This window comes from Mesorhizobium sp. M1348, from assembly GCF_040317925.1.
In the GTDB taxonomy this organism is placed as follows: domain Bacteria; phylum Pseudomonadota; class Alphaproteobacteria; order Rhizobiales; family Rhizobiaceae; genus Mesorhizobium.
On record NZ_JAMYLH010000007.1, the window covers coordinates 252520 to 272341 of the forward strand.

At 64.5% G+C, this 19822-nt stretch carries 20 protein-coding genes; 11 read left to right on the top strand and 9 right to left on the bottom strand.

Features of this window, described 5'->3' with window-relative positions:
• Nucleotides 1-10 precede the first annotated feature (10 nt).
• The 5 genes from glcF to NKH13_RS15430 all read right to left on the bottom strand — a co-directional run bounded on the left by glcF (nucleotide 11) and on the right by NKH13_RS15430 (nucleotide 6207).
• Nucleotides 11-1342 carry a glycolate oxidase subunit GlcF gene (glcF, locus tag NKH13_RS15410; RefSeq protein ID WP_352912913.1) on the bottom strand — a complete coding sequence of 444 codons (1332 nt, stop codon included), beginning with the start codon at nucleotides 1340-1342 and terminating at the stop codon, nucleotides 11-13.
• 68 nt (nucleotides 1343-1410) lie between these two features.
• Nucleotides 1411-1794: a DUF4870 family protein gene (locus NKH13_RS15415; protein WP_352715436.1), complete on the bottom strand. Its 384-nt coding sequence runs from the start codon at nucleotides 1792-1794 to the stop codon at nucleotides 1411-1413.
• Nucleotides 1791-3047: an FAD-binding protein gene (locus NKH13_RS15420; protein WP_352715439.1), complete on the bottom strand. Its 1257-nt coding sequence runs from the start codon at nucleotides 3045-3047 to the stop codon at nucleotides 1791-1793. The genes NKH13_RS15415 and NKH13_RS15420 overlap by 4 nt, the downstream gene beginning before the upstream one ends.
• A gap of 193 nt (nucleotides 3048-3240) precedes the next feature.
• Entirely contained in the window at nucleotides 3241-4737 is a 1497-nt protein-coding gene (locus NKH13_RS15425; RefSeq protein WP_352715442.1) for an FAD-linked oxidase C-terminal domain-containing protein, read from the bottom strand.
• A gap of 135 nt (nucleotides 4738-4872) precedes the next feature.
• Nucleotides 4873-6207: a DUF3422 family protein gene (locus tag NKH13_RS15430; protein ID WP_352715445.1), complete on the bottom strand. Its 1335-nt coding sequence runs from the start codon at nucleotides 6205-6207 to the stop codon at nucleotides 4873-4875.
• Nucleotides 6208-6522: 315 nt separating this feature from the next.
• Between NKH13_RS15430 and NKH13_RS15435 the strand changes: the two genes are divergently transcribed.
• The 3 genes from NKH13_RS15435 to NKH13_RS15445 are packed head-to-tail and all read left to right on the top strand — an operon-like array spanning nucleotide 6523 to nucleotide 9326.
• The gene (locus tag NKH13_RS15435; protein ID WP_352715447.1) at nucleotides 6523-7326 is read left to right on the top strand and encodes a FadR/GntR family transcriptional regulator; all 804 of its coding nucleotides are present in this window, start codon (nucleotides 6523-6525) and stop codon (nucleotides 7324-7326) included.
• Nucleotides 7327-7380: 54 nt separating this feature from the next.
• Nucleotides 7381-8517 (top strand): alpha-hydroxy acid oxidase, encoded by a 1137-nt coding sequence (locus NKH13_RS15440; protein WP_352517917.1) that lies wholly within the window; start codon nucleotides 7381-7383, stop codon nucleotides 8515-8517.
• A gap of 38 nt (nucleotides 8518-8555) precedes the next feature.
• Nucleotides 8556-9326 carry a metallophosphoesterase gene (locus tag NKH13_RS15445; RefSeq protein WP_352715837.1) on the top strand — a complete coding sequence of 257 codons (771 nt, stop codon included), beginning with the start codon at nucleotides 8556-8558 and terminating at the stop codon, nucleotides 9324-9326.
• 39 nt (nucleotides 9327-9365) lie between these two features.
• On the opposite strand, the gene NKH13_RS15450 is transcribed toward NKH13_RS15445, so the two are convergent.
• Nucleotides 9366-9506, bottom strand: coding sequence for a hypothetical protein (locus tag NKH13_RS15450; RefSeq protein WP_292664785.1), 141 nt, complete (start codon nucleotides 9504-9506; stop codon nucleotides 9366-9368).
• Nucleotides 9507-9869: 363 nt separating this feature from the next.
• On the opposite strand from NKH13_RS15450, the gene NKH13_RS15455 reads away from it, so the two are divergent.
• A complete protein-coding gene (locus NKH13_RS15455; protein WP_352715450.1) occupies nucleotides 9870-10172 on the top strand; it encodes a hypothetical protein in 303 nt (100 codons plus the stop codon).
• Here the strand turns inward: NKH13_RS15455 and NKH13_RS15460 are convergent.
• Nucleotides 10164-10877, bottom strand: a complete 714-nt coding sequence (locus tag NKH13_RS15460) for a type 1 glutamine amidotransferase (protein WP_352715451.1) — start codon at nucleotides 10875-10877, stop codon at nucleotides 10164-10166. The genes NKH13_RS15455 and NKH13_RS15460 overlap by 9 nt on opposite strands.
• 74 nt (nucleotides 10878-10951) lie before the next feature.
• On the opposite strand from NKH13_RS15460, the gene NKH13_RS15465 reads away from it, so the two are divergent.
• From NKH13_RS15465 to NKH13_RS15480, 4 genes are all read left to right on the top strand, one after another.
• Nucleotides 10952-11599 (top strand): hypothetical protein, encoded by a 648-nt coding sequence (locus NKH13_RS15465; protein WP_352715453.1) that lies wholly within the window; start codon nucleotides 10952-10954, stop codon nucleotides 11597-11599.
• A gap of 31 nt (nucleotides 11600-11630) precedes the next feature.
• A complete protein-coding gene (locus NKH13_RS15470) occupies nucleotides 11631-12365 on the top strand; it encodes a 16S rRNA (uracil(1498)-N(3))-methyltransferase (protein ID WP_352715455.1) in 735 nt (244 codons plus the stop codon).
• 186 nt (nucleotides 12366-12551) lie between these two features.
• Entirely contained in the window at nucleotides 12552-13925 is a 1374-nt protein-coding gene (locus tag NKH13_RS15475; RefSeq protein WP_352715458.1) for a glutamate--cysteine ligase, read from the top strand.
• Nucleotides 13926-14027: 102 nt separating this feature from the next.
• On the top strand, nucleotides 14028-14915 hold the full coding sequence (locus NKH13_RS15480; RefSeq protein ID WP_352715460.1) for a DUF937 domain-containing protein: 888 nt from the start codon (nucleotides 14028-14030) through the stop codon (nucleotides 14913-14915).
• Between the two features lie 191 nt (nucleotides 14916-15106).
• On the opposite strand, the gene NKH13_RS15485 is transcribed toward NKH13_RS15480, so the two are convergent.
• Nucleotides 15107-15397, bottom strand: coding sequence for a DUF1127 domain-containing protein (locus NKH13_RS15485; RefSeq protein WP_352715463.1), 291 nt, complete (start codon nucleotides 15395-15397; stop codon nucleotides 15107-15109).
• A 178-nt stretch (nucleotides 15398-15575) separates the two neighbouring features.
• On the opposite strand from NKH13_RS15485, the gene NKH13_RS15490 reads away from it, so the two are divergent.
• The 3 genes from NKH13_RS15490 to NKH13_RS15500 all read left to right on the top strand — a co-directional run bounded on the left by NKH13_RS15490 (nucleotide 15576) and on the right by NKH13_RS15500 (nucleotide 19307).
• Nucleotides 15576-16532, top strand: a complete 957-nt coding sequence (locus NKH13_RS15490; protein ID WP_023716458.1) for a LysR substrate-binding domain-containing protein — start codon at nucleotides 15576-15578, stop codon at nucleotides 16530-16532.
• 74 nt (nucleotides 16533-16606) lie between these two features.
• Nucleotides 16607-18172 carry an exodeoxyribonuclease VII large subunit gene (xseA, locus tag NKH13_RS15495; RefSeq protein ID WP_352715465.1) on the top strand — a complete coding sequence of 522 codons (1566 nt, stop codon included), beginning with the start codon at nucleotides 16607-16609 and terminating at the stop codon, nucleotides 18170-18172.
• Nucleotides 18173-18179: 7 nt separating this feature from the next.
• A complete protein-coding gene (locus NKH13_RS15500; RefSeq protein ID WP_352912914.1) occupies nucleotides 18180-19307 on the top strand; it encodes a DmpA family aminopeptidase in 1128 nt (375 codons plus the stop codon).
• Between the two features lie 60 nt (nucleotides 19308-19367).
• On the opposite strand, the gene NKH13_RS15505 is transcribed toward NKH13_RS15500, so the two are convergent.
• Nucleotides 19368-19622, bottom strand: coding sequence for a hypothetical protein (locus NKH13_RS15505; RefSeq protein WP_352715470.1), 255 nt, complete (start codon nucleotides 19620-19622; stop codon nucleotides 19368-19370).
• Between the last annotated feature and the right edge of the window lie 200 nt (nucleotides 19623-19822).

Sequence of the window (19822 nt, forward strand, 5' to 3'; positions counted from 1 at the left end):
GACTGGCGGATCACTTGGCCGTGACGACTGCCCTCTCTTCGCGAACGCCTTCGGGCTTCGGCCCACCATAAGCCCAGTCGAGCAGTTTTATCGTGTGCACCACCGGCATCTTCGCAGCCGAGGCGATCTGGGTGATGCAGCCGATATTGCCGGTGGCGACGATTTCAGCACCGGTCGCTTCGATATTCCTGACCTTGCGGTCGCGCAGCGTCGCCGAAATCCCGGGCTGCAGGATGTTGTAGGTGCCGGCGGACCCGCAGCACAAATGCCCTTCGCGCGGCTCGCGCACGACGAAGCCAGCTCTAGCCAGAAGCTCCTTCGGCTGGCGGGTGATCTTCTGGCCGTGCTGCATCGAGCAGGCGGAATGATAGGCGACGACCGTGCCCGGCTTGCGCACCGGCTCCGGCAGGTCGAGGCCTGCCAGATATTCGGTGATGTCCCTGGCCAGCGCCGAGACGCGCGCCGCCTTGTCGACATAGGCCGGATCGAGGCGCAGCAGGAAGCCGTAATCCTTGATGGTGGTGCCGCACCCGGAGGCAGTAATGATTATCGCGTCGAGCCCGCCTTGCTCGATCGCGCGCGTCCAGGCGTCGACGTTCCGCCGGGCGGAGGCCAAGGCAGCGTCCTCGCGTCCCATGTGATGCACCAGCGCGCCGCAGCAGCCCTCGCCCTGGGGCACCACGACCTCGACGCCAAGCCGGGTCAGCAGCGAAATCGCAGTTTCGTTGATGCCAGGATCGAGCACGGATTGCGCGCAGCCGGTGAGGATGGCGACGCGGCCATTTTTCTTCGCTCCCTGCCCGGCATGGACGGCCGGCGAGGCCATCGGCGAGCCTGCCGGGACCGACGCCGGTGCGAGCCTCAGCATGGCGCCCAGAGGCCTCAAGGCCTGGATTTTCTCAAACAGGCCGGCGAATGGCTGGCCGAGCTTCGCCAGCTTGAGCGCCGCGCGAAAACGCGAGGGATAAGGCAGCACGAAGGCCAGCATGGCGCGCGTCAGACGATCGGCCAGCGGACGCTTGTAGGTCTCCTCGATATGGGCGCGGGCGTGGTCGACCAGATGCATGTAATTGACGCCCGACGGGCAGGTGGTCATGCAGGCAAGGCAGGACAGGCAGCGGTCGATATGGGTGACGATCTCCTTGTCTGCCGGACGGCCGTTTTCCAGCATGTCCTTGATCAGGTAGATCCGGCCGCGCGGTGAATCCAGTTCGTTGCCGAGCGTCACATAGGTCGGGCAGGTGGCGGTACAGAAGCCGCAATGCACGCATTTGCGCAGGATCTTCTCCGATTCCGCGACATGCGGATCGGCGAGCTGGGCAAGCGAAAAGGAGGTCTGCACGTAAACGAATCCTTACCGTTTGAGCATGATCTTTTCCAAAAACCGGTACCCACTTTTTGGGATCATGCTCATAGCCCGAGGAACCAGCTTTCCGGGTTCTTGACCGGCTCGCCGCGCTGCAGCGCCTGCAGGCCGAGAATGCAGCGGGCGATGAACCAGACGGCAACGGCAACCATCAGCACGACACCAATGACCACGATCATCAGCAGCGCCGAGATCAGCGCATAGAGCAGGCCGATCCAGAAGGTGCGGATCAGGAATGTGTAATGGCTCTCGACGAAGCCGCCGGCCTTGCCGCGATTGATATAGGCCAGGACGATGCCGACAATGCCGCTGACGCCGATGGCTAGGCCGGCGAGATAGAGGATGTAGATGACCAGCGCATTGGTCGGACCGGGCTCCAGCCAGCGGTCGGTCTGGCGTGACGTACCGTTTTGACCTGGATCGCTCATTGTGCTTCTCCCTCGGTTGCCGGGGCGAGAGTAGCAGAGCCTGCGCCCGGCGCCATACGCCCGGGATTGAGGATGTTCTTCGGGTCGAATTCGGCCTTCAGCCGCGCCGACAGTGCTGCCAGTTGCGGCGCTTGCGGTTCGAACACCGGTATCGCAGCGCGGTGCGCAGGGGCGGCACGCACCAGCGTCGCATGGCCGCCGCCATGTTTTTTGATCAAGCCGCGCAACAGGCCGGCCTCGGGATCGTCCTGCTGCATGCGCAGCCAGATCAGCCCGCCCTGCCAATCGTAGAGGGCATCGACCGCGGCCTGCATGCGCAGCGCCAGCACCATACGGTGGCCCTGCGACGGCGCCATCGAGACGCGCCACACCGGCCTTTCGCTGCCGTCGGCGAACGGCGCGCAGTCGCGGATATCGCGCCAGACCGAATACGAGACCGAACCGGAAATCTCCTGCAGCGGCCCGGCGTTTTTCAGCAGGTCTTTCAGCGCGGCGATGCGGTAGGCGACCGATGGGCCGAAACCCTCGATGCGCAGCAGCGTCGCCGCATCTGTGCCGAGACTGCCACCGGCGACGCGCGCGGCGACCCGTTCGGGAAGATGGGCCGCACTCGACACTTCCGCGCTCGTGCCCAGCGCCAGCGCCATGGCGGCGGCGGCATGATCGTCGAGCAGGCCGCGGATTGCGAGCGTGGCCTCTGTCTCGGCTGAAGGCAGCACCTTGAAGGTGACGTCGGTGAGCACCGCCAGCGTGCCCCAGCTGTTGGCCATCAGCTTGGAGAGATCATAGCCGGTGACATTCTTGACCACGCGGCCGCCCGACTTGAAGGCCTCGCCGCGCCCGGAAACGGCCGCTATGCCGAGGATATGGTCGCGCGCAGCCCCGGCCTTCAGCCGCCGCGGGCCGGAAAGGTTCGCGGCGAGTGCGCCGCCGATCGTGCCTCGCGCTGCCTCACCGCCGAGCAGCGGGCCGTAGTCCATCGGCTCGAAGGCCAGTTGCTGGCCGTTTTCGGCAAGCAGGCTTTCGATCTCTGCCAGCGGCGTGCCGGCTTTCGCCGACAGCACCAGCTCGGCCGGCTCATAGAGCGTGACGCCGGAGAGTTTGGAAAGGTCGAGCGTATGCTCGCCCTGCTGCGGCCGGCCGATGCCGCGCTTGGAACCATGGCCGATGATTTCGAGCGGCGAGTCTTCCGCGGCTGCCCAAGCGATGGTGGAGAGGGTTTCCGCGGCGGTTGAGGGGGTGAAGGTGGTCATGGCGATACGCCGCGTTCCTTCGCGCCCCCCTCTGTCCTGCCGGACATCTCCCCCTCTAGGGGGGAGATTGGCAGCCTTGCGGACGGAGCTCTTTTTTGAAGATTGGCGAAAGCCGAAGTGACATCCGATCTCCCCCCTTGAGGGGGAGATGTCCGGCAGGACAGAGGGGGGTGTTCAAGCGCCAACATCCCGATCAAAACCTCGGAATGTCCGGGAACGCCAGTTGCCCGCGATGCACGTGCATCCGCCCGAGTTCGGCGCATCGCCTCAGCTGCGGAAATACCTTGCCCGGGTTGAGCAGGTGGTTGGGGTCGAAGGCGCATTTGACGCGCATCTGCTGGTCGAGGTCGATCTGGTTGAACATTTCCGGCATCAGGTCGCGCTTCTCGACGCCGACCCCGTGCTCGCCGGTCAGCACGCCGCCGACCTTGACGCAGAGCCGCAATATGTCGGCGCCGAAGCTTTCCGCCTTGTCGAGTTCGCCCGGCACATTGGCGTCATAGAGGATCAGCGGGTGCAGATTGCCGTCGCCGGCGTGGAAGACATTGGCGACGCCGAGCCCGTATTTCTGCGACAGTTCGCGCATGCCGGCGAGGACGCGCGGCAGTTCCTTGCGCGGTATGGTGCCGTCCATGCAGTAATAGTCGGGCGAGATGCGGCCGACCGCCGGGAAGGCTGCCTTGCGGCCGGCCCAGAAACTCAGCCGCTCCTGCTCCGACTGCGACGTGCGGCATGTGGTCGAGCCGTTCCTGTAGGCAATGGCTTCGACCAGGCCGATTAGATGGTCGACCTCGACACCCGGCCCATCCAGTTCGACGATCAGCAGCGCCTCGACATCCAGGGGATAGCCGGCCTGGACGAAATCCTCGGCGGCGTGGATGGCCGGGCGGTCCATCATCTCCATGCCGCCCGGGATGATGCCGGCGCCGATGATGTCGGCGACGCATTGGCCGGCCTGCTCGCTGGTCGGAAAGCCGATCAGCAGCGCCCGCGCCGTCTCCGGCTTCTTCAGGATGCGCACGGTGACCTCGGTGACGACACCGAGCAGTCCTTCGGAGCCGGTCATGACGCCGAGCAGGTCGTAGCCTTCCGCGTCGAGATGGCTGCCGCCGAGGCGGACCACCTCGCCATTCATCAGCACCATCTCGATGCCGAGCACATTGTTGGCGGTGAGACCGTATTTCAGGCAGTGCACGCCGCCGGAATTTTCCGCGACATTGCCGCCGATCGAGCAGGCGATCTGGGAGGATGGATCGGGGGCGTAATAGAAGCCCTCCTGCTCGACGGCGGTGGTGATGCCGAGATTGGTAACGCCGGGCTGGGCGACGACGATGCGGTTCTGAAAATCGATCTCGAGGATGCGATTGAAGCGGCTCATCACCAGCAGCACCGCGTCCTCCAGCGGCAGCGCGCCGCCGGAGAGCGAGGTGCCGGAGCCGCGCGGCACGACGCGGACATTGCGGTCGCTGCAATATTTCAGCACGCGCGAGACCTGCGCCACGGTTTGCGGCAGTACAACGACCAGCGGCAATTGCCGGTAGGCGGTGAGCCCGTCGCTCTCGAAGGCCCGCATTGCATTGGCGGCATCGACGACGCCCTCGCCCGGCACGATGATGCGCATATCGGCGACGATCTCGTCGCGCCGGCGCATCGTGGCGTCGTCTGGTTTCGGCATGGCAAGGCCGGACATCGACAGCCTCCTTCGATCGACTGGTAAAAATCTTTTACCAGCGACGGCCGCCGGTTGCAAATGCCGCTTTGGCCGGGATGAGAGGCTATGGCCGGCACAGCCTTCCGCAGCGGCAATCTGCCGCTGCGCCCGACACTACTCGCCCGGCTGCTTGCCGGGTTCGGAGTGCATGCGGCGGACACGGCGCACGCCCCACCAGACGAGCACGACGGCGAGCGGCACCGAGGCGGCGGTGACCATTTCCGGCGCGAAGGCATGGCCGAAGATCGAGGCGCCCTTGGCGACGTAGCCGATGAGGCCGACGACATAATAGGAAACGGCGGCGACCGAGAGCCCCTCCACCGTCTGCTGCAGACGCAATTGCAGGCGGGCGCGATTGTTCATCGATGCCAAAAGATCGCGGTTCTGCTTCTCGACCTCGACGTCGACCCAGGTGCGCAGCAGCGTGGTGGCACGGGTGAGCTTCGTCGACAGGTTGGCCTGACGCTCCTCGACCGAACGGCAGGTACGCATCGCCGGCGCGACGCGGCGCTGCAGAAAACCACCCCAGGTGTCGTAGCCGGGCACCGCCTCTTCCTCGAGCGCCTCCAGCCGTTCGCGGACGATGCCGTCATAGGCGCGGCTGGCGCCGAAGCGGTAGAGGCTGGAGGCGGCATCGGCCTCCAGCTCGGCGGCCAGTTCGGTCAAGTCGGCAAGTAGCGTCTGGCTGTCCCGGGTCTCGGCGACCTTCATTTCCAGCGTGGTCTGGGCCAGCCTGTCCTCGATGCGGCGAGCACGCCCCGAAAGCGTCAGCGCCAGTGGCAGGCCGAGCATGGCCAGCGTGCGGTAAGTTTCGATGTCGATCAGCCGCTGCGACAGTGCCCCGGTGCGCGCCGGCGTCAGGCCGCGGTCGAGCACCAGCATGCGGGTCAAGCCGTCGCCATCCTGACGGAAATCGGTGACGATGGCTGCGTTGCCGCGCTCGACCAGCGAGTAGCACAGGCTGGTCGGGTCGAAGCCGGCGATCAGTTTTTCGTTCGCCGGCGTCCATTTGCGGATTTCCAGCCTGATGCCGGAAATCACCGTGCCCGGCGGCGAAAACCCGTTGCCGAAGGGTGTGTCTTCTTGCCCCCTGCCGTTTTCGGCGAGCGGGCCTTCCCAGAGATAGGTCGAGAACTCCGTGTGCCGTTCCCAGCGCAGCGAGCCTTTGCCCCATTTCATCGCGTGGTGGCGGGCGTGAGGGTCGGGCGCGGCGATGCCGAGGCGTCGCGACAATTCGGAAAGCACGGCCTGATCGACGCCGGATCCAGCTTCGGTCATGAAGGAAAGTTGCACCAGCACGCGCGGCTTGTCGACCAGCGGGTGCGGCCGGGCGTGGACCTCGCCAAGCGCGCCGGGGCGACCTTCATGCGCCGGAAAGCCCATGACGCTGCCGCCCACGGCTTTGGCGCGCAGCTGGAATTCGAGGTTGGACGGGTCGGCGTCTGGCACGGCTGGTCCCCCAGGCTTCTCTGAGCCCTTTGGCAATGATGTCCCTCTAGAGCGGTTCATCGTTTCACGGAAACGCCGAACCGCTCTATCTCTTTGATTCTGCGCAATTCCGGACGGAAAACCGTTTCACACTATTCCTGGAATTGCTCTAGAGGCAATCTCCAGAGGACGCAAACAGCCAGTTTAGCTGAAGGTGATATGAAGCCGCAGCTGTGAAACCGACCCGGCCCCGGGGCGAATTGGATAAATAATTTGACCAGTTGGCGACGCTGGCTTTATCTTGCGCGACATCGGTTCAACCCCCAGGCATTCCGTTTGAGCGACATTTTCTCCCGGATCGAGCATTCGTGCACCGCCGACGAGGTGGTGCAGCAGATCGAGAGCCTGATCCTCGAAGGCGTCCTGCGCACCGGCGACCGGCTGCCGGGCGAGCGCGAGCTGGCGCGCCAGTTCGAGGTGTCGCGGCCGATCCTGCGCGATGCCTTGAAGGCCTTGGAAGGGCGCGGGCTGTTGACGACACGGCCAGGCGGCGGCACCCATGTCGCCGACGTCATCGGCCAGCTGTTCACCAAGCCGGTGACCGACCTGATCTCGATGCATCGCAAGGCGATGACCGACTATCTGGAGTACCGCCGCGAGATCGAGGCGGTCGCGGCGGAGTATGCGGCGCGGCGCGCCACATCGGACGATCTGGCGCTGCTCGACCGCATCATGGCGCGCATGGACGAGGCGCACCGGACCGGCAATTTCGACGACGAGGCGGAAATCGACGTCGAGTTCCATCACGCGATCTGCGAATGCGCGCACAACATCATCCTGCTGCACACGCTGCGCTCCTGTTATCGGCTGCTGTCGGAAGGCGTGTTTCAGAACCGGCGGCTGGTGTTCAGCATGCCGGGCGCGCGCGAGGCGCTGCTTTCGCAGCACCGGGCAATCTACACGGCGGTTAAGGCCGGCGATCCGGCCGCGGCGCGGCAGGCGGCGATGGACCACATCTCCTATGTCGAACGGTCGATGGCGGAGGCCGAGCGCAGCGGCGACTGGCAACGCGTGTCGCGGCTGAGGCTCAGGCAGCGCTCCGAGTCCGGTGACGGCGAGGCGGCAAGAAAACAGCCGTAGGCACCGGCCAGAAAATTCAACGACGACCAGCGAAGAACCAGCGGAAAAAGATCCATGAGCAGCATTCTCACCATCGCCGACCTCAAGGACCTGGCGCGCCGCCGCGTGCCGAAGATGTTCTTCGACTACGCCGATTCCGGCGCCTGGACCGAAAGCACCTACCGCGCCAACGAAGAGGATTTCCAGAAGATCAAGTTTCGCCAGCGCGTGCTTGTCGACATGGACAACCGCTCGCTGGAATCAACCATGATCGGCGAGAAGGTGACGATGCCGGTGGCGCTGGCGCCGACCGGCATGACCGGCATGCAGCATCCGGACGGCGAGATGCTGGCGGCGCAGGCGGCGGAAGAATTCGGTGTGCCGTTCACGCTGTCGACAATGAGCATCTGCTCGATCGAGGATGTCGCGTCGGTGACCAGGAAGCCGTTCTGGTTCCAGCTCTATGTGCTGCGCGACAAGGACTTCGTCTTCGATTTGATCGACCGCGCAAAAGCGGCGAAATGTTCGGCGCTGGTGCTGACGCTCGACCTGCAGATCCTCGGTCAGCGCCACAAGGATATCCGCAACGGGCTTTCGGCGCCGCCGCGAATGACGCCGAAGCACATCTGGCAGATGGCAACAAGGCCGCGCTGGTGTGTCGGCATGGCCGGGACAAAGCGACGGAGCTTCCGCAACATCGTCGGCCATGCCAAGGGCGTCGGCGACCTCGCCTCGCTGTCGTCGTGGACGAAGGAGCAGTTCGATCCGCATCTGTCGTGGAAGGATGTCGCCTGGATCAAGGAGCGCTGGGGCGGCAAGCTGATCCTGAAAGGCATTCTCGACAAGGAAGATGCGCTGATGGCGGCCAGAACGGGTGCCGACGCGATCATCGTATCCAACCATGGCGGCCGCCAGCTCGACGGCGCCTCGTCGTCGATCATGGCACTCGAAGAGATCGCCGACGCCGTCGGCGACACGATCGAGGTGCATATGGACGGCGGCATCCGCTCCGGCCAGGACGTGCTGAAGGCGCTGTGCCTCGGCGCCAAGGGCACCTATATCGGCCGGCCTTTCCTGTACGGCCTCGGCGCACTCGGCAAGGAAGGGGTTACCAAGACGTTGGAAATCATCCGCAAGGAGATGGACATAACGCTGGCACTGTGCGGAAAGCGCCTGGTCACCGACATGGGCAAGGATCAGCTTCGGCGCTAAAGTCCCGTGACGGCATGATCACGGAGGCGACGCAGGCATTGACGGAGCCCGGCATCAGTTTCTACGAGGCGCGCGGACCGCAAGGCATGCGCCTTTACGCGATCGGGGATGTGCACGGCCGGCTCGACCTGCTGACCGCCATGCACCGGCGGATCGAGGCGGAGCTCAGTCAAAGGCCGTCGGTCGATTGGCGCGTGATCCATCTCGGCGACTATGTCGACCGGGGCCCGGACTCCAGGGGCGTCATCGATTTCCTGATCGACGCGCAAAGACGCGATCCGCGTCACCTGATGCTGGCCGGAAATCATGATCTCGGCTTCCTCGATTTTCTCGATGTCCCCGACCCGGACGGGCTGTTCATGCGCTATGGCGGCATCCAGACGGCGCTATCCTATGGCGTGTCACTCGGTGGGGGCAGCGCCTGGTTTGGCCGCGCCGATGCGGCACTGCGGCAAGGGCACGCCGCACTGGTCGAGGCGGTGCCGCAGAACCATGTCGAATTCCTGCGCTCGCTGACCTTTTCAGTGACATTCGGCGACTTCTTCTTCTGCCATGCCGGCATCCGGCCCGGCGTTGCGCTGGCAAGCCAGAGCCGGCAAGACCTGATCTGGATCCGCGAGGTCTTCCACGATCACACCGGTCTTCATCCGAAGATCGTGGTGCACGGCCATACGCCGGTGCCCAAGGCCGAGATCACCGGCAACCGCGTCAATGTCGACACACTCGCCTGGCAGTCGGGCAACCTCACCGCGCTCGTGGTGGACGGCGCGGACAAGCATATCCTGACAGTCACGGGTGAGCCGGCTTAGGGAGGTTGTTGATATTCAGCCGAGGCTGCGGCGTGGAGCCTAGCGAAGCGCGGCGGTGACGCCGTAGCCGTCGACGGCATTGTGGTCGTTGGCCGCGTCGGCGGAATAAATGCCGAGGCCGCACAAGACGATAGCCGACAACATGACAAAGGACAAAAAGGCTGCTTTCACGGACGTCATCTCTTGTTGAGCTTCCTGCATCTATGCACGAGCGGGTTACGAATGCGTTGAAACGCAAAACACGTCGCAAATGTCTGACGGTTTCGCGCTTCTAGGCATGTTCTGTATCGGCGGTGTGTCGCGCGGGTCACAAGGTTCATCGCGGTTGCACGCAAGATGCAGAGCGGGCGCCTTTTAGGCTGGCGGACAGACACAGGCCAAGGATGAAACGCGTTTTCCCCGGCGGATTTGCCGCCGCGTGCCAAATATGCAACGTCGGCGCTGACAGCCGTCAGATCGCCGGGTATTGTCTCAGGTCTGAGATGATGGCGCCGTTGCGTCGAAGCCCGGCCCACGTGCCCCTACAAAAAGCGCGCCTTTCGAATGAGTGAGCTTAAGATCGTCGCGAGAGGTACGTGGTACTACGACGGCCTGATCCCTTATCGCGTCGAGATCTACGCCTTTCCTGCTCGCGACTCGTCTTCTCGTTTTGCTGAAGACGGGGAACTCACAGGCGAGTACGACGAGAGCATTCCAATCCCAGAGACAAAGGACGGCTTTCTGTACGCATGCACTCCCTTCTTTTCTGGGGAGCATCTTTCGATCGATGACGTGAAGAACTGGGCTGCCGCCCAACCTTGGGCTCCTGTCACATGGGAGTGGACGGGCGACGCAGTTTCAAACTGAGAAGCTACCGATCATCGCCACCCAGGCGCGGGCGATGGCCAGGCCGGCGGCATCGGCTTGCGGTCCGTTGCGGGCCATTTCATCGTCGAGCCGGCCCGCCCATTCAGGATGCCGCTCGGCGATCAGCGGCGCGAAGGACGTGCTCCAGTCGCGAACCATCGGCCGATCGGCCTCGAAATGGAACTGGAAGCCGTAGACGGCGCGGCCGATGCGGAACGCCTGGTTCGCGGCGACGGCGTTGCCGGCCAGCCGCACGGCAGTCTCGGGCAAGACAAAGGTGTCGTCGTGCCATTGGAAGATCGGGAATTTTTCAGGCAAGGCGGCGAGCACCGGATCGGCCTGCGCCGCCGCGGTAAGCGCGACCTCGTGCCAGCCGAATTCCGAGGCACCGCCTATCTGGTTCTCGCCGCCAAAGGCGCGCGCTACCAACTGGCTGCCAAGGCAGATGCCGAGCACCGAGCGATCCCTCTCGCCAAAGTCGCGCGTCAGATCGAGCAGACCCGGGAAATAAGGGCAGAGCTCGTCGTCCAGCGCATTCTGGGCGCCGCCGAGCACCACCATGGCGTGATGCTCGCCGCTATCTTGCGGCAGCGCGTCGCCGCGATAGGGCCGGCGCAGGTCGATATCGGCGCCCGCCTCGACAAGCGCCGCGCCGATCTGACCAAGGCCCTCATTGTCGAAGTTCTGGACAACCAAGACCCGCATCGAAACCTGCTGACATGAAATTGATGCAGCGAGCGATATCATGGCGCCAGCATTGCAGCCAACAGGGAATGCCTATGCCACTACAAAACCGGGTCGATCCGTTCGGCGCCATCCATGCCGTGCCGGAGCGCGGCCTGTTCATGGGCAATCGCGGCATCATTCACGACCCCGAGACCAGAACGCTGTTGAAGAAGCGCTGGGCGCTGCAAGCCTGGATCATCTGCGTCTGCGAATACGGCGACGTGCGGCGCGAGCCGATGGGGCGCAACCGGGCTGGCGGCAAGGCCGGCTGGACCGAGCTGTTTTTCCTCGACGAGGTGACGGCACTTGCCGCCGGGCACCGGCCCTGCTTCTTCTGCCGGCGCGAGCGGGCCAGGGATTTTGTCCAGCGCTTCGGCGACGCCTTCGGCATTGCCGAGCCACGCGCGCCGCAACTCGACAAGCGCCTGCACAAGGAGCGCCTGGCATCGGGCGGACCGGCGCCGAGACTGAAACCGGAGGCGCTTGCGGACTTGCCGGACGGCACGATGATCTCGTCGGGAAACAGGGCGTACGCCCTGTTTGACGGCGCCGCGCTGCCCTGGAGTTTCGGCGGCTATGGCGAACCGGTGGGATTCGGCGGTTTTACCGACAGTCCAATCCGCCTGCTCACGCCGGCGACAACTGTTTCGGTGCTAAGGCAGGGCTACAAACCTGTCTGGCACGCCACAGCGGAGACTTGACGCCGGGGACAGCCTCGACCATTCCTCGACGATGCGCGCCAATTACAAGATGCAGCGGCTGTTCGTGCCAGACGGGCTTGGACCGGATACCGAGTTCGACATCGGCCCGCAGCAGAGCCATTATCTCTCGCATGTGCTGCGGCTCGGCGAAGGCGCCGAGCTTCTGGTCTTCAACGGTCGCGACGGCGAATGGTCGGCGGCGATCGCCACGAAGTCGAAGAAAGCTGTACGCCTGAAGGTGCTGGAGCTGCAGCGGCCGCAGCCGCGGCTGCCCGATCTCATCTATTGCTTCGCGCCGCTGAAGCAAGGACGGCTCGACTACCTCGTGCAAAAGGCGGTGGAGATGGGCGCCGGCATCCTGCAGCCGGTCATCACCCAGCATACGCAAGTGGCAAAACCCGGCATCGAGCGCCTGCGCGCCAATGTCGTCGAGGCGGCCGAACAATGCGGCATATTGGCGGTGCCGGAGCTGCGCGAGGCGGAAAAATTCGAGCGCCTGCTCAGCAACTGGGACCGAGAGCGGCGGCTGATCTTCTGCGATGAGGACGCATCGACCAATAATCCCCTGCCCGCATTGCAGGCGGTGCGGGAGAACAAGCTCGGTCTGCTGGTCGGGCCGGAGGGCGGCTTTTCCGACGAGGAACGCAGGATGTTGAGAGCCCAGCCCTTCGTTACCGCCATTCCGCTCGGGCCGCGCATCCTGAGGGCGGATACGGCGGCGGTGGCGGCACTGGCGCTGATCCAGGCGACAATCGGCGATTGGTGATCAATTCCAGTTACCCTCTGGCTCAGGATTTTTCGCTTGATCGGCTACTGACATTTCGTCCATCTAGCGCCGGCGGTGGGCGCGCGTCCTTTCGGGCGCGCAAAGGACGCTGTAGCATATTGATTGGGCACCTGATCCTTTCCGAAAATCGAAGCCGGTTTTCGGGGTCATGTGCGGAGGGCTATTATGGCGCGCGATACTACCGATTTCCGGCCGATAGAAGGCGTCGACGAACTTGTCGAACACCTGGCCGAAGGCAACAAGCCGCGCGACAAATGGCGGATCGGCACCGAGCACGAGAAATTCCCATTCTATGTCGACGGCAATGCGCCGGTGCCCTATGGCGGCGAGCGCGGCATCCGCGCCATCCTCGAAGGCATGCAGAACAAACTCGGCTGGGACCCGATCATGGATGCCGGCCGCATCATCGGCCTGGTCGAGCCGACCGGCCAGGGCGCGATCTCGCTGGAGCCAGGCGGCCAGTTCGAGCTGTCCGGCGCGCCGCTGGAGACGATCCACCAGACCTGCCGCGAAGGCAATGCGCATCTGGCGCAGGTGCGCGAGATCGCCGAACCGATGGGCATTCGTTTTCTCGGCCTTGGTGGCAGCCCGAAATGGTCGCTGGCCGAGACGCCGAAGATGCCGAAATCGCGCTACGAGATCATGACCCGCTACATGCCCAAGGTCGGCACCAAAGGCCTCGACATGATGTACCGGACCTGCACGATCCAGGTGAACCTCGACTTCGAGAGCGAGGCCGACATGCGCCGCAAGATGCAGGTGTCGCTGAAGCTGCAGCCACTGTCGACGGCGCTGTTTGCCAACTCGCCCTTCACCGAAAGCCGGCCGAACGGCTTGCAGAGCTGGCGCGGCGAGATCTGGCGCGACACCGACAATCAGCGCTCCGGCCTGCTCGACTTCTGCTTCTCGCCCGATTTCGGCTTTGCCGATTATGTCGAATGGGCGCTCGACGTGCCGATGTATTTCGTCATCCGCGACGGCCAGTACCACGACATGACGCACGTCACCTTCCGCCAGTTCATGGCAGGTGCTGCCCGCAACGAATTGCCGGACGGGCTGCCGACGATGGGCGACTGGGCGAACCATCTGTCGACGCTGTTTCCGGACGTGCGGCTGAAGCGCTTTCTCGAAATGCGCGGCGCCGATGGCGGGCCGTGGCGGCGTATCTGCGCGCTGCCGGCCTTCTGGGTCGGGCTGCTCTATGACGCGGCGGCGCTCGACGCGGCCGAGGCGCTGACTTCGAGCTGGAGCTATGACGAAGTGCTGGCAATGCGCAACGCAGTGCCGGAACAGGGCATTTCGGCGCCCTTCCGCAACACGACGTTGCGCGAGATCGCCCGCGACGTGCTCATCATCTCGCGCATGGGACTGAAGAACCGCGGCCGCAAGAACCGCGACGGCTACGACGAGACCTCGTTCCTCAACACGCTCGACGAGGTCGTCGCGCGCGGCACCACCAGCGCCGAAGAGATGCTCTCGGCCTACCACACACGCTGGGGCGGCTCGATCGAGCCGGTGTTCATGGAATACGCGTATTAACGCTTCGCTATCCGCTTGGCCGATGGTCCGGCAAATTTGCTTCAATCAGTGATGGAAACGAACTAGGCTTCTCCAACGAGGATTTTCCCGGAGGAGAAAACAATGCCTTCCTTGTTCGATATTCTGGCGCAGGCCCAGAACGGCAACGGCATGCAGGCGCTGGCCCAGCAGTTCGGGCTTTCGCAGCAGCAGACGCAGGCGGCGGTCGCGGCGCTTCTGCCGGCCTTTTCGCAGGGGCTGAAGCGCAACACGGCGGACCCTTATGGACTCGGCTCCTTCATGACGGCGATGGCCAGCGGGCAGCATGCCAAATATTTCGAGGATGCAAGCCGGGCCTTCTCGCCGCAGGGCCTCGATGAAGGCAACGGCATTCTGGGGCATTTGTTCGGCTCGAAGGACCTGTCGCGCGCAGTCGCCAGCCAGGCCGCGCAGGCGAGCGGCGTCAGCCAGCAGGTCCTGCAGCAGATGCTGCCGGCAATCGCCTCGATGATGATGGGCGGATTGTTCAAGCAGACCACCAACCAGCTAGGCGGGCAGATGCATGCGGCAGGCGGTGGCGGCAATCCGCTCGGCGAGCTCATCGAGCAGATGATGCGGCAGGCGGGCGGCGGCAGCCAGGCGCCGCAACAGACGCAGAGCCCTTACGGCGACAACCCGCTCGGCAAGGTGTTGCAGGACATGTTCGGCGGTGCGCAACAGCCGCAGAACCAGCCTCGGCAGACACAGAACCCTTATGGTGACAATCCGCTCGGCAAGGTGCTGCAGGACATGTTCGGCGGTGGCGCACAACAACCGCAGCCGCAGCCGCGTCAGGCGCCCCAGCAGCCCCAGGCGCCGCAGCCGCAGGCCAATCCGAGCGGCAGGCCGAGAAATCCGTTCGACGACCTGTTCGGCAAGATGTTCGAGACGGGCGCCCAGCAGCGCGACGACTACCAGAAAGGCATGGAGTCGATCTTCGACCAGTTCAAGCAGGGCATGGGCCGGCGGTAGAACCTGTTCCATCCCGATAAAAATCGCGATGGGGCTCTGTCAGTGCCGCCCAAAAAGAAAGCCCGGTCCTGGGAGGACCGGGCAGCGCGCAGGCTGGCCGGGGGGATCCGGCAGGGAGTGGGGAGCCTGCGTAACTTGGTGGCGTCGTGCCTCAAAAGGGTTCAATGCGCCCGAACGGCGAAACCACGCGATCAGGCCACCTTGCGGGCAAGATCCTCGATCGTTTCGGCGCGCTCGACCGCGATAACGCGAAGCCTCTCGGTCGGATCGCGGCCAAAGGGTACACCGACAGCGACGTGCAGGTCGGCGCGGGTCAGGCCGATGTCGGCGAGCTCGGCATCCGACATCTCGCCGAGGCGATAAAAGGCGCGGCGGTTTTTCCAGGCGCGGTAAACATTGGCAGCGGCATTGGCCACGCGCGTCGCAACGGCCGGACGCGAGGTGATGCGCGAGGTCTCGGTAGCGAAATCAAACGTAGCCATGTCGGTCTCCTTCACATTCGAACGGGCGAAACCGGTCGATCGGGCGCTGGCGACAGCGGCCGTTCCGGCTTCGATTCACATGCCTTCATGTGGACAATGCGAATTTGCCACGGCGCGATTGATTAATCCAACGAATGTTTCTAATCTTTAGCATCAGCATCAATGATGGATTAGGCCGATGAAAGCGCCGCTCGATCTCGATCAGTTGCAGACCTTCATCTCGATTGTCGACACCGGCAGCTTTACCCGCGCGGCGGAAGCGGTGCATCGGACCCAGTCTGCGGTGTCGATGCAGATGCGGCGGCTGGAGGAACGGATCGGCAAGCCGCTGTTCGAAAAAGACGGCCGCACCAACAGGCTGACCGAGGAAGGCGACAGACTGCTCTCCTACGCAAGGCGGCTGCTCTATCTCAACAAGGAAACACTGGCCGCCTTCGACGACCGCCGGCTCGAAGGCACCATCCGCATCGGCACGCCGGACGATTATGCCGATCGCTTCCTGCCAGAGATCATGGCGCGGTTTGCCCGTTCCAACCCGCATGTCGAACTGACCGTTATCTGCGAACCGACGCCGGGACTGGTCGAACACATCAAGCGCGGCAATCTCGACCTGGCGCTGGTGACGCACAACGACGCGCGCGGCCAGTCGGAAGTGGTGCGGCGCGAACCGCTGCTGTGGGTCACCTCGGCCAACCATGCGACGCATGAACAACCGATCCTGCCGATGGCCTTCGGCCGGCCGAACTGCATCTGGCGGCGGGCCGCCGCCGACGTGCTCGACCAGCAGAACCGCGACTACCGCATCCTGTTCACCAGCTTCTCGGCTACCGTCATCGCCGCGGCGGTGCTTTCCGGCCTGGCGATCTCGGTGCTGCCGGAATGCGCGCTGCGGCCCGGCATGCGGGTGCTGGGCGAGGCCGACGGTTTCGGCGCCCTGCCCGATTGCCGTATCGGCATCATGCGCGGCCAGACCTCGCGGCCGGAGATCGTCGATGCGCTCGCGCGCCACATTTCGGAGAGCCTCGACAATATTTCCGTGCCGCTCGGCGAGGAGACCGGCACGTTCGATTTCGCCGCCCTCGCCTTCGCCAAGATGAAGCGGACCAAGCCGAACCAGATCCTGCCGGGCTGGTGAGGGATCGCGCAATTGGGGCGTACATCGAACACGGCCGCCTTGACGGCGGGCAACAACCGTCCCCCAATCGGCCGATGAGCGACGCAGCATCCGAATCACGCACCAACGCCACCGAATATACGGTGAGCGAGATTTCCGGCGCGCTGAAGCGTACGGTCGAGGACGTCTTCGGCAATGTACGGGTGCGCGGCGAGATTTCCGGCTATCGCGGACCGCATTCCTCCGGCCATGCCTATTTCTGCCTGAAGGACGATCGCGCGCGGCTCGACGCCGTGGTGTGGAAGACCACGATGAGCCGGCTGAAATTCCGTCCAGAGGAAGGCATGGAGGTGATCGCCACCGGCAGGCTCACCACCTATCCCGGAAAATCCAATTACCAGATCGTTATCGACAATCTCGAGCCGGCCGGTGCCGGTGCGCTGATGGCGCTGCTGGAAGAGCGCAAGCGCCGGCTGCAGGCTGAAGGCCTGTTCGATGCGGCGCGCAAGCGCCGGCTGCCGTTCATGCCGTGCGTCATCGGCGTGGTCACCTCGCCGACAGGCGCCGTCATCCGCGACATCATCCACCGCATCAAGGACCGGTTTCCGCTGCACGTGCTCGTCTGGCCGGTGCGGGTGCAGGGCGAGACGGCGGGTGCGGAAGTGACTGCTGCCGTCAACGGCTTCAACGCACTGCCATGGGACGGCGCCATCGCGCGGCCCGATCTGTTGATCGTGGCGCGCGGCGGCGGGAGCCTGGAGGACCTGTGGGGCTTCAACGACGAAGCGCTCGCCCGGGCCGTCGCCGCATCGGGCATTCCGGTGATTTCCGCCGTCGGCCACGAGACCGACTGGACGCTGATCGATCTGGCGGCGGATGTGCGGGCGCCGACGCCGACAGGCGCCGCCGAGATCGCCGTGCCGGTCAAGGTCGACCTCGAAGCGACGCTTGCCGGCCTTGGCGCGCGGTTGAAGACCGCACTGTCGCGCAATTTCGAACGCAAGCGGCAGGCGGCACGCGCGGCAGCCCGGGCACTGCCCTCGCCCGACCAGTTGCTGGCGCTGCCGCGGCGGCGCTTCGACGAGGCGACGAGCCGGCTCGGCCGGGCGCTGTCGGTCAGCGTCGAGCGCAAGCGGGGCAGGCTTCTGGGGCAGCGGCTGACGCCGGCCACCTTGTCGCGGCGCATGAACGAGGCGCGCACACTGACCCGTCGCGACCTCGCCCGTGCGCAAGCGGCATTCTTCGCCATCGTGCGCGAGCGTCGGGCGCGGTTTTCGCGCACGGCCGCGAGACTCTCACCGGCGCCGATCGCCAGACGGCAGAAACTGCAAGGCGATGCCCTGCTGGCACTGACACGGCGGCAGGACCAGGCGATTTCAAGACGGCTGGACCGCCTGCGTGGAAAACTGACGCAGGCCGACCGGCTGCTGGCGACGCTCTCGCACAAGGCCGTGCTGGCGCGAGGCTTCGCGCTGGTCAAGGATGTGGACGGCGCCGTGGTCAAGCACGCGGCAGAAGTTGTGTCGGGGATGGCGCTTTCGCTGGAGTTCGCCGACGGCACCGCCGATGCAGTCGCCATCAGTGGCACGGCGCGGCCGAAGACGGTTGCCAAGCCCGCGGCCAAGCTCAAGGCGCCGGGCGGCCAAGGTTCGCTTTTCTGAGGAAAAAATGACCGACCCGCATCTTGCGACGCCCTCGGGCAAACTGCGCGCCCGCGCCTTCGCGATCCCATTCGATGGCACGCCAAGCCGCTTCAATGCCATCACCGATGTGCCCGGCGTGACGGTCGGCTATACCACGCTGATCTCAGGGGACGGGCCGCTCGTCGTCGGCAAGGGTCCGGTACGCACCGGCGTGACCGCGATCCTGCCACGGCCCAGAGACGAGTTGGCCGTCCCTGCGTTTGCCGGCGTGTTCAGCGCCAATGGCAATGGCGAACTGACCGGCTCGCATCTGATAGAGGAGCTCGGAGCGTTCAACCTTCCCATCACCATCACCAACACGCATTCCTGCGGCGTCAGCCGCGACGCAACGTTGCGCTGGATGCAGATGGTGCTGCCGCAATCGCTCGACAGCGCCTGGGCGCTGCCGGTGGCGGGCGAGACTTACGACGGCTTCCTCAACGATATCAACGGCCATCATGTGAGCTTCGAGCACGTGTTTTCCGCGCTCGAAACGGCTGAAACCGGGCCGATCGAAGAGGGTAGCGTCGGCGGCGGCACCGGCATGATCACCTTCGGCTTCAAGGCAGGGTCCGGCACATCCTCGCGCAGCGTCGACTGGAACGGAGCGCGCTTCACGATCGGCTGCTTCGTCCAGTCGAATTTCGGTGCACGGCGAAACCTCGTGATCCGTGGCATCAGGGCCGGAGCAGAACTCGCCGAACCGGCGATCCGGGACAACACGCCGCGAGCGGAAAAGAGCTCGATCATCGCGATCGTGGCCACCGATGCGCCGTTCATGCCGCATCAGATGAAACGGCTGGCGAAACGCGTGCCGCTCGGCGTCGCGCTGACCGGCGGCTATGGATACGATTCATCCGGCGATATTTTTCTGGCCTTCAGCACGGCCAATGCCGATGCCGCGCGCGGCGCGGCCGGCAAGCTGGTCAGCGCCGGCTATATACCGGATGCCGACATCAACCCGTTCTTCGACGCCGTCGTTCAGAGCGTGGAGGAAGCAATCCTCAATGCTCTGGTCGCCAATGAAGACATGACCGGGCGCGACGGCAATTTCGTGCCAGCATTGCCGAAAGGGTGGCTTAAGGAGAGATTTGGCAAAGCTGCGCGGCGATGAGACCGCGCAACTGCATCAGACAGGCAATGTTGGCCCGGCAGGTTTTGCCGGGGCGATCCGTCAGCCGGCAGGCTTGTTCGAGTTCCGCTCGTCCTGCTCGGCCTCGGCCGCCTCTTCGAGCCTCGAAGCAATGAGCTCCTGAATGTCGCCGACCTCTTCCTGAATATCCTCCAGGGGTATGCCGGCTTCGGCGGCCTTGGCCGCACATTCCCTGGCGAGGGTCTCGGCCTGCTTCTCGATCCTGGCTGGCGAGGGCTGGCAGTGGACTTTTTCGCCAATCCACCCGCGCAGGAACTCGATCGCGTGTTCACTCATACTGCTGTTTCCCTAGCGGCTATGCCGGTTGGTAATCATAAACGTCGGCATCTTCGAAAAGATGCGTGCTGCCATTCGAGCCGAGTCGGCTTCGCCCGGCAAGCCGAACTTGTCCGAGGTCCACAGAGCTGAAGGAAATGGAGGGTTCAAGGAGCACGTTCTAGTTCTTGAGGACTGATTCTCTCGAGGAAACTCGTTCG

What these genes read in the sequence shown, in the direction of transcription:
- NKH13_RS15415 (WP_352715436.1), bottom strand. Translation starts at nt 1,794, where the DNA reads ATGAGCGATCCAGGTCAAAACGGTACGTCACGCCAGACCGACCGCTGG.
- NKH13_RS15420 (WP_352715439.1), bottom strand. Translation starts at nt 3,047, where the DNA reads ATGACCACCTTCACCCCCTCAACCGCCGCGGAAACCCTCTCCACCATC.
- NKH13_RS15425 (WP_352715442.1), bottom strand. Translation starts at nt 4,737, where the DNA reads ATGTCCGGCCTTGCCATGCCGAAACCAGACGACGCCACGATGCGCCGG.
- NKH13_RS15440 (WP_352517917.1), top strand. Translation starts at nt 7,381, where the DNA reads ATGAGCAGCATTCTCACCATCGCCGACCTCAAGGACCTGGCGCGCCGC.
- NKH13_RS15450 (WP_292664785.1), bottom strand. Translation starts at nt 9,506, where the DNA reads ATGACGTCCGTGAAAGCAGCCTTTTTGTCCTTTGTCATGTTGTCGGCT.
- NKH13_RS15455 (WP_352715450.1), top strand. Translation starts at nt 9,870, where the DNA reads ATGAGTGAGCTTAAGATCGTCGCGAGAGGTACGTGGTACTACGACGGC.
- NKH13_RS15460 (WP_352715451.1), bottom strand. Translation starts at nt 10,877, where the DNA reads ATGCGGGTCTTGGTTGTCCAGAACTTCGACAATGAGGGCCTTGGTCAG.
- NKH13_RS15465 (WP_352715453.1), top strand. Translation starts at nt 10,952, where the DNA reads ATGCCACTACAAAACCGGGTCGATCCGTTCGGCGCCATCCATGCCGTG.
- NKH13_RS15470 (WP_352715455.1), top strand. Translation starts at nt 11,631, where the DNA reads ATGCGCGCCAATTACAAGATGCAGCGGCTGTTCGTGCCAGACGGGCTT.
- NKH13_RS15475 (WP_352715458.1), top strand. Translation starts at nt 12,552, where the DNA reads ATGGCGCGCGATACTACCGATTTCCGGCCGATAGAAGGCGTCGACGAA.
- NKH13_RS15480 (WP_352715460.1), top strand. Translation starts at nt 14,028, where the DNA reads ATGCCTTCCTTGTTCGATATTCTGGCGCAGGCCCAGAACGGCAACGGC.
- NKH13_RS15485 (WP_352715463.1), bottom strand. Translation starts at nt 15,397, where the DNA reads ATGGCTACGTTTGATTTCGCTACCGAGACCTCGCGCATCACCTCGCGT.
- NKH13_RS15490 (WP_023716458.1), top strand. Translation starts at nt 15,576, where the DNA reads ATGAAAGCGCCGCTCGATCTCGATCAGTTGCAGACCTTCATCTCGATT.
- xseA (WP_352715465.1), top strand. Translation starts at nt 16,607, where the DNA reads ATGAGCGACGCAGCATCCGAATCACGCACCAACGCCACCGAATATACG.
- NKH13_RS15500 (WP_352912914.1), top strand. Translation starts at nt 18,180, where the DNA reads ATGACCGACCCGCATCTTGCGACGCCCTCGGGCAAACTGCGCGCCCGC.
- NKH13_RS15505 (WP_352715470.1), bottom strand. Translation starts at nt 19,622, where the DNA reads ATGAGTGAACACGCGATCGAGTTCCTGCGCGGGTGGATTGGCGAAAAA.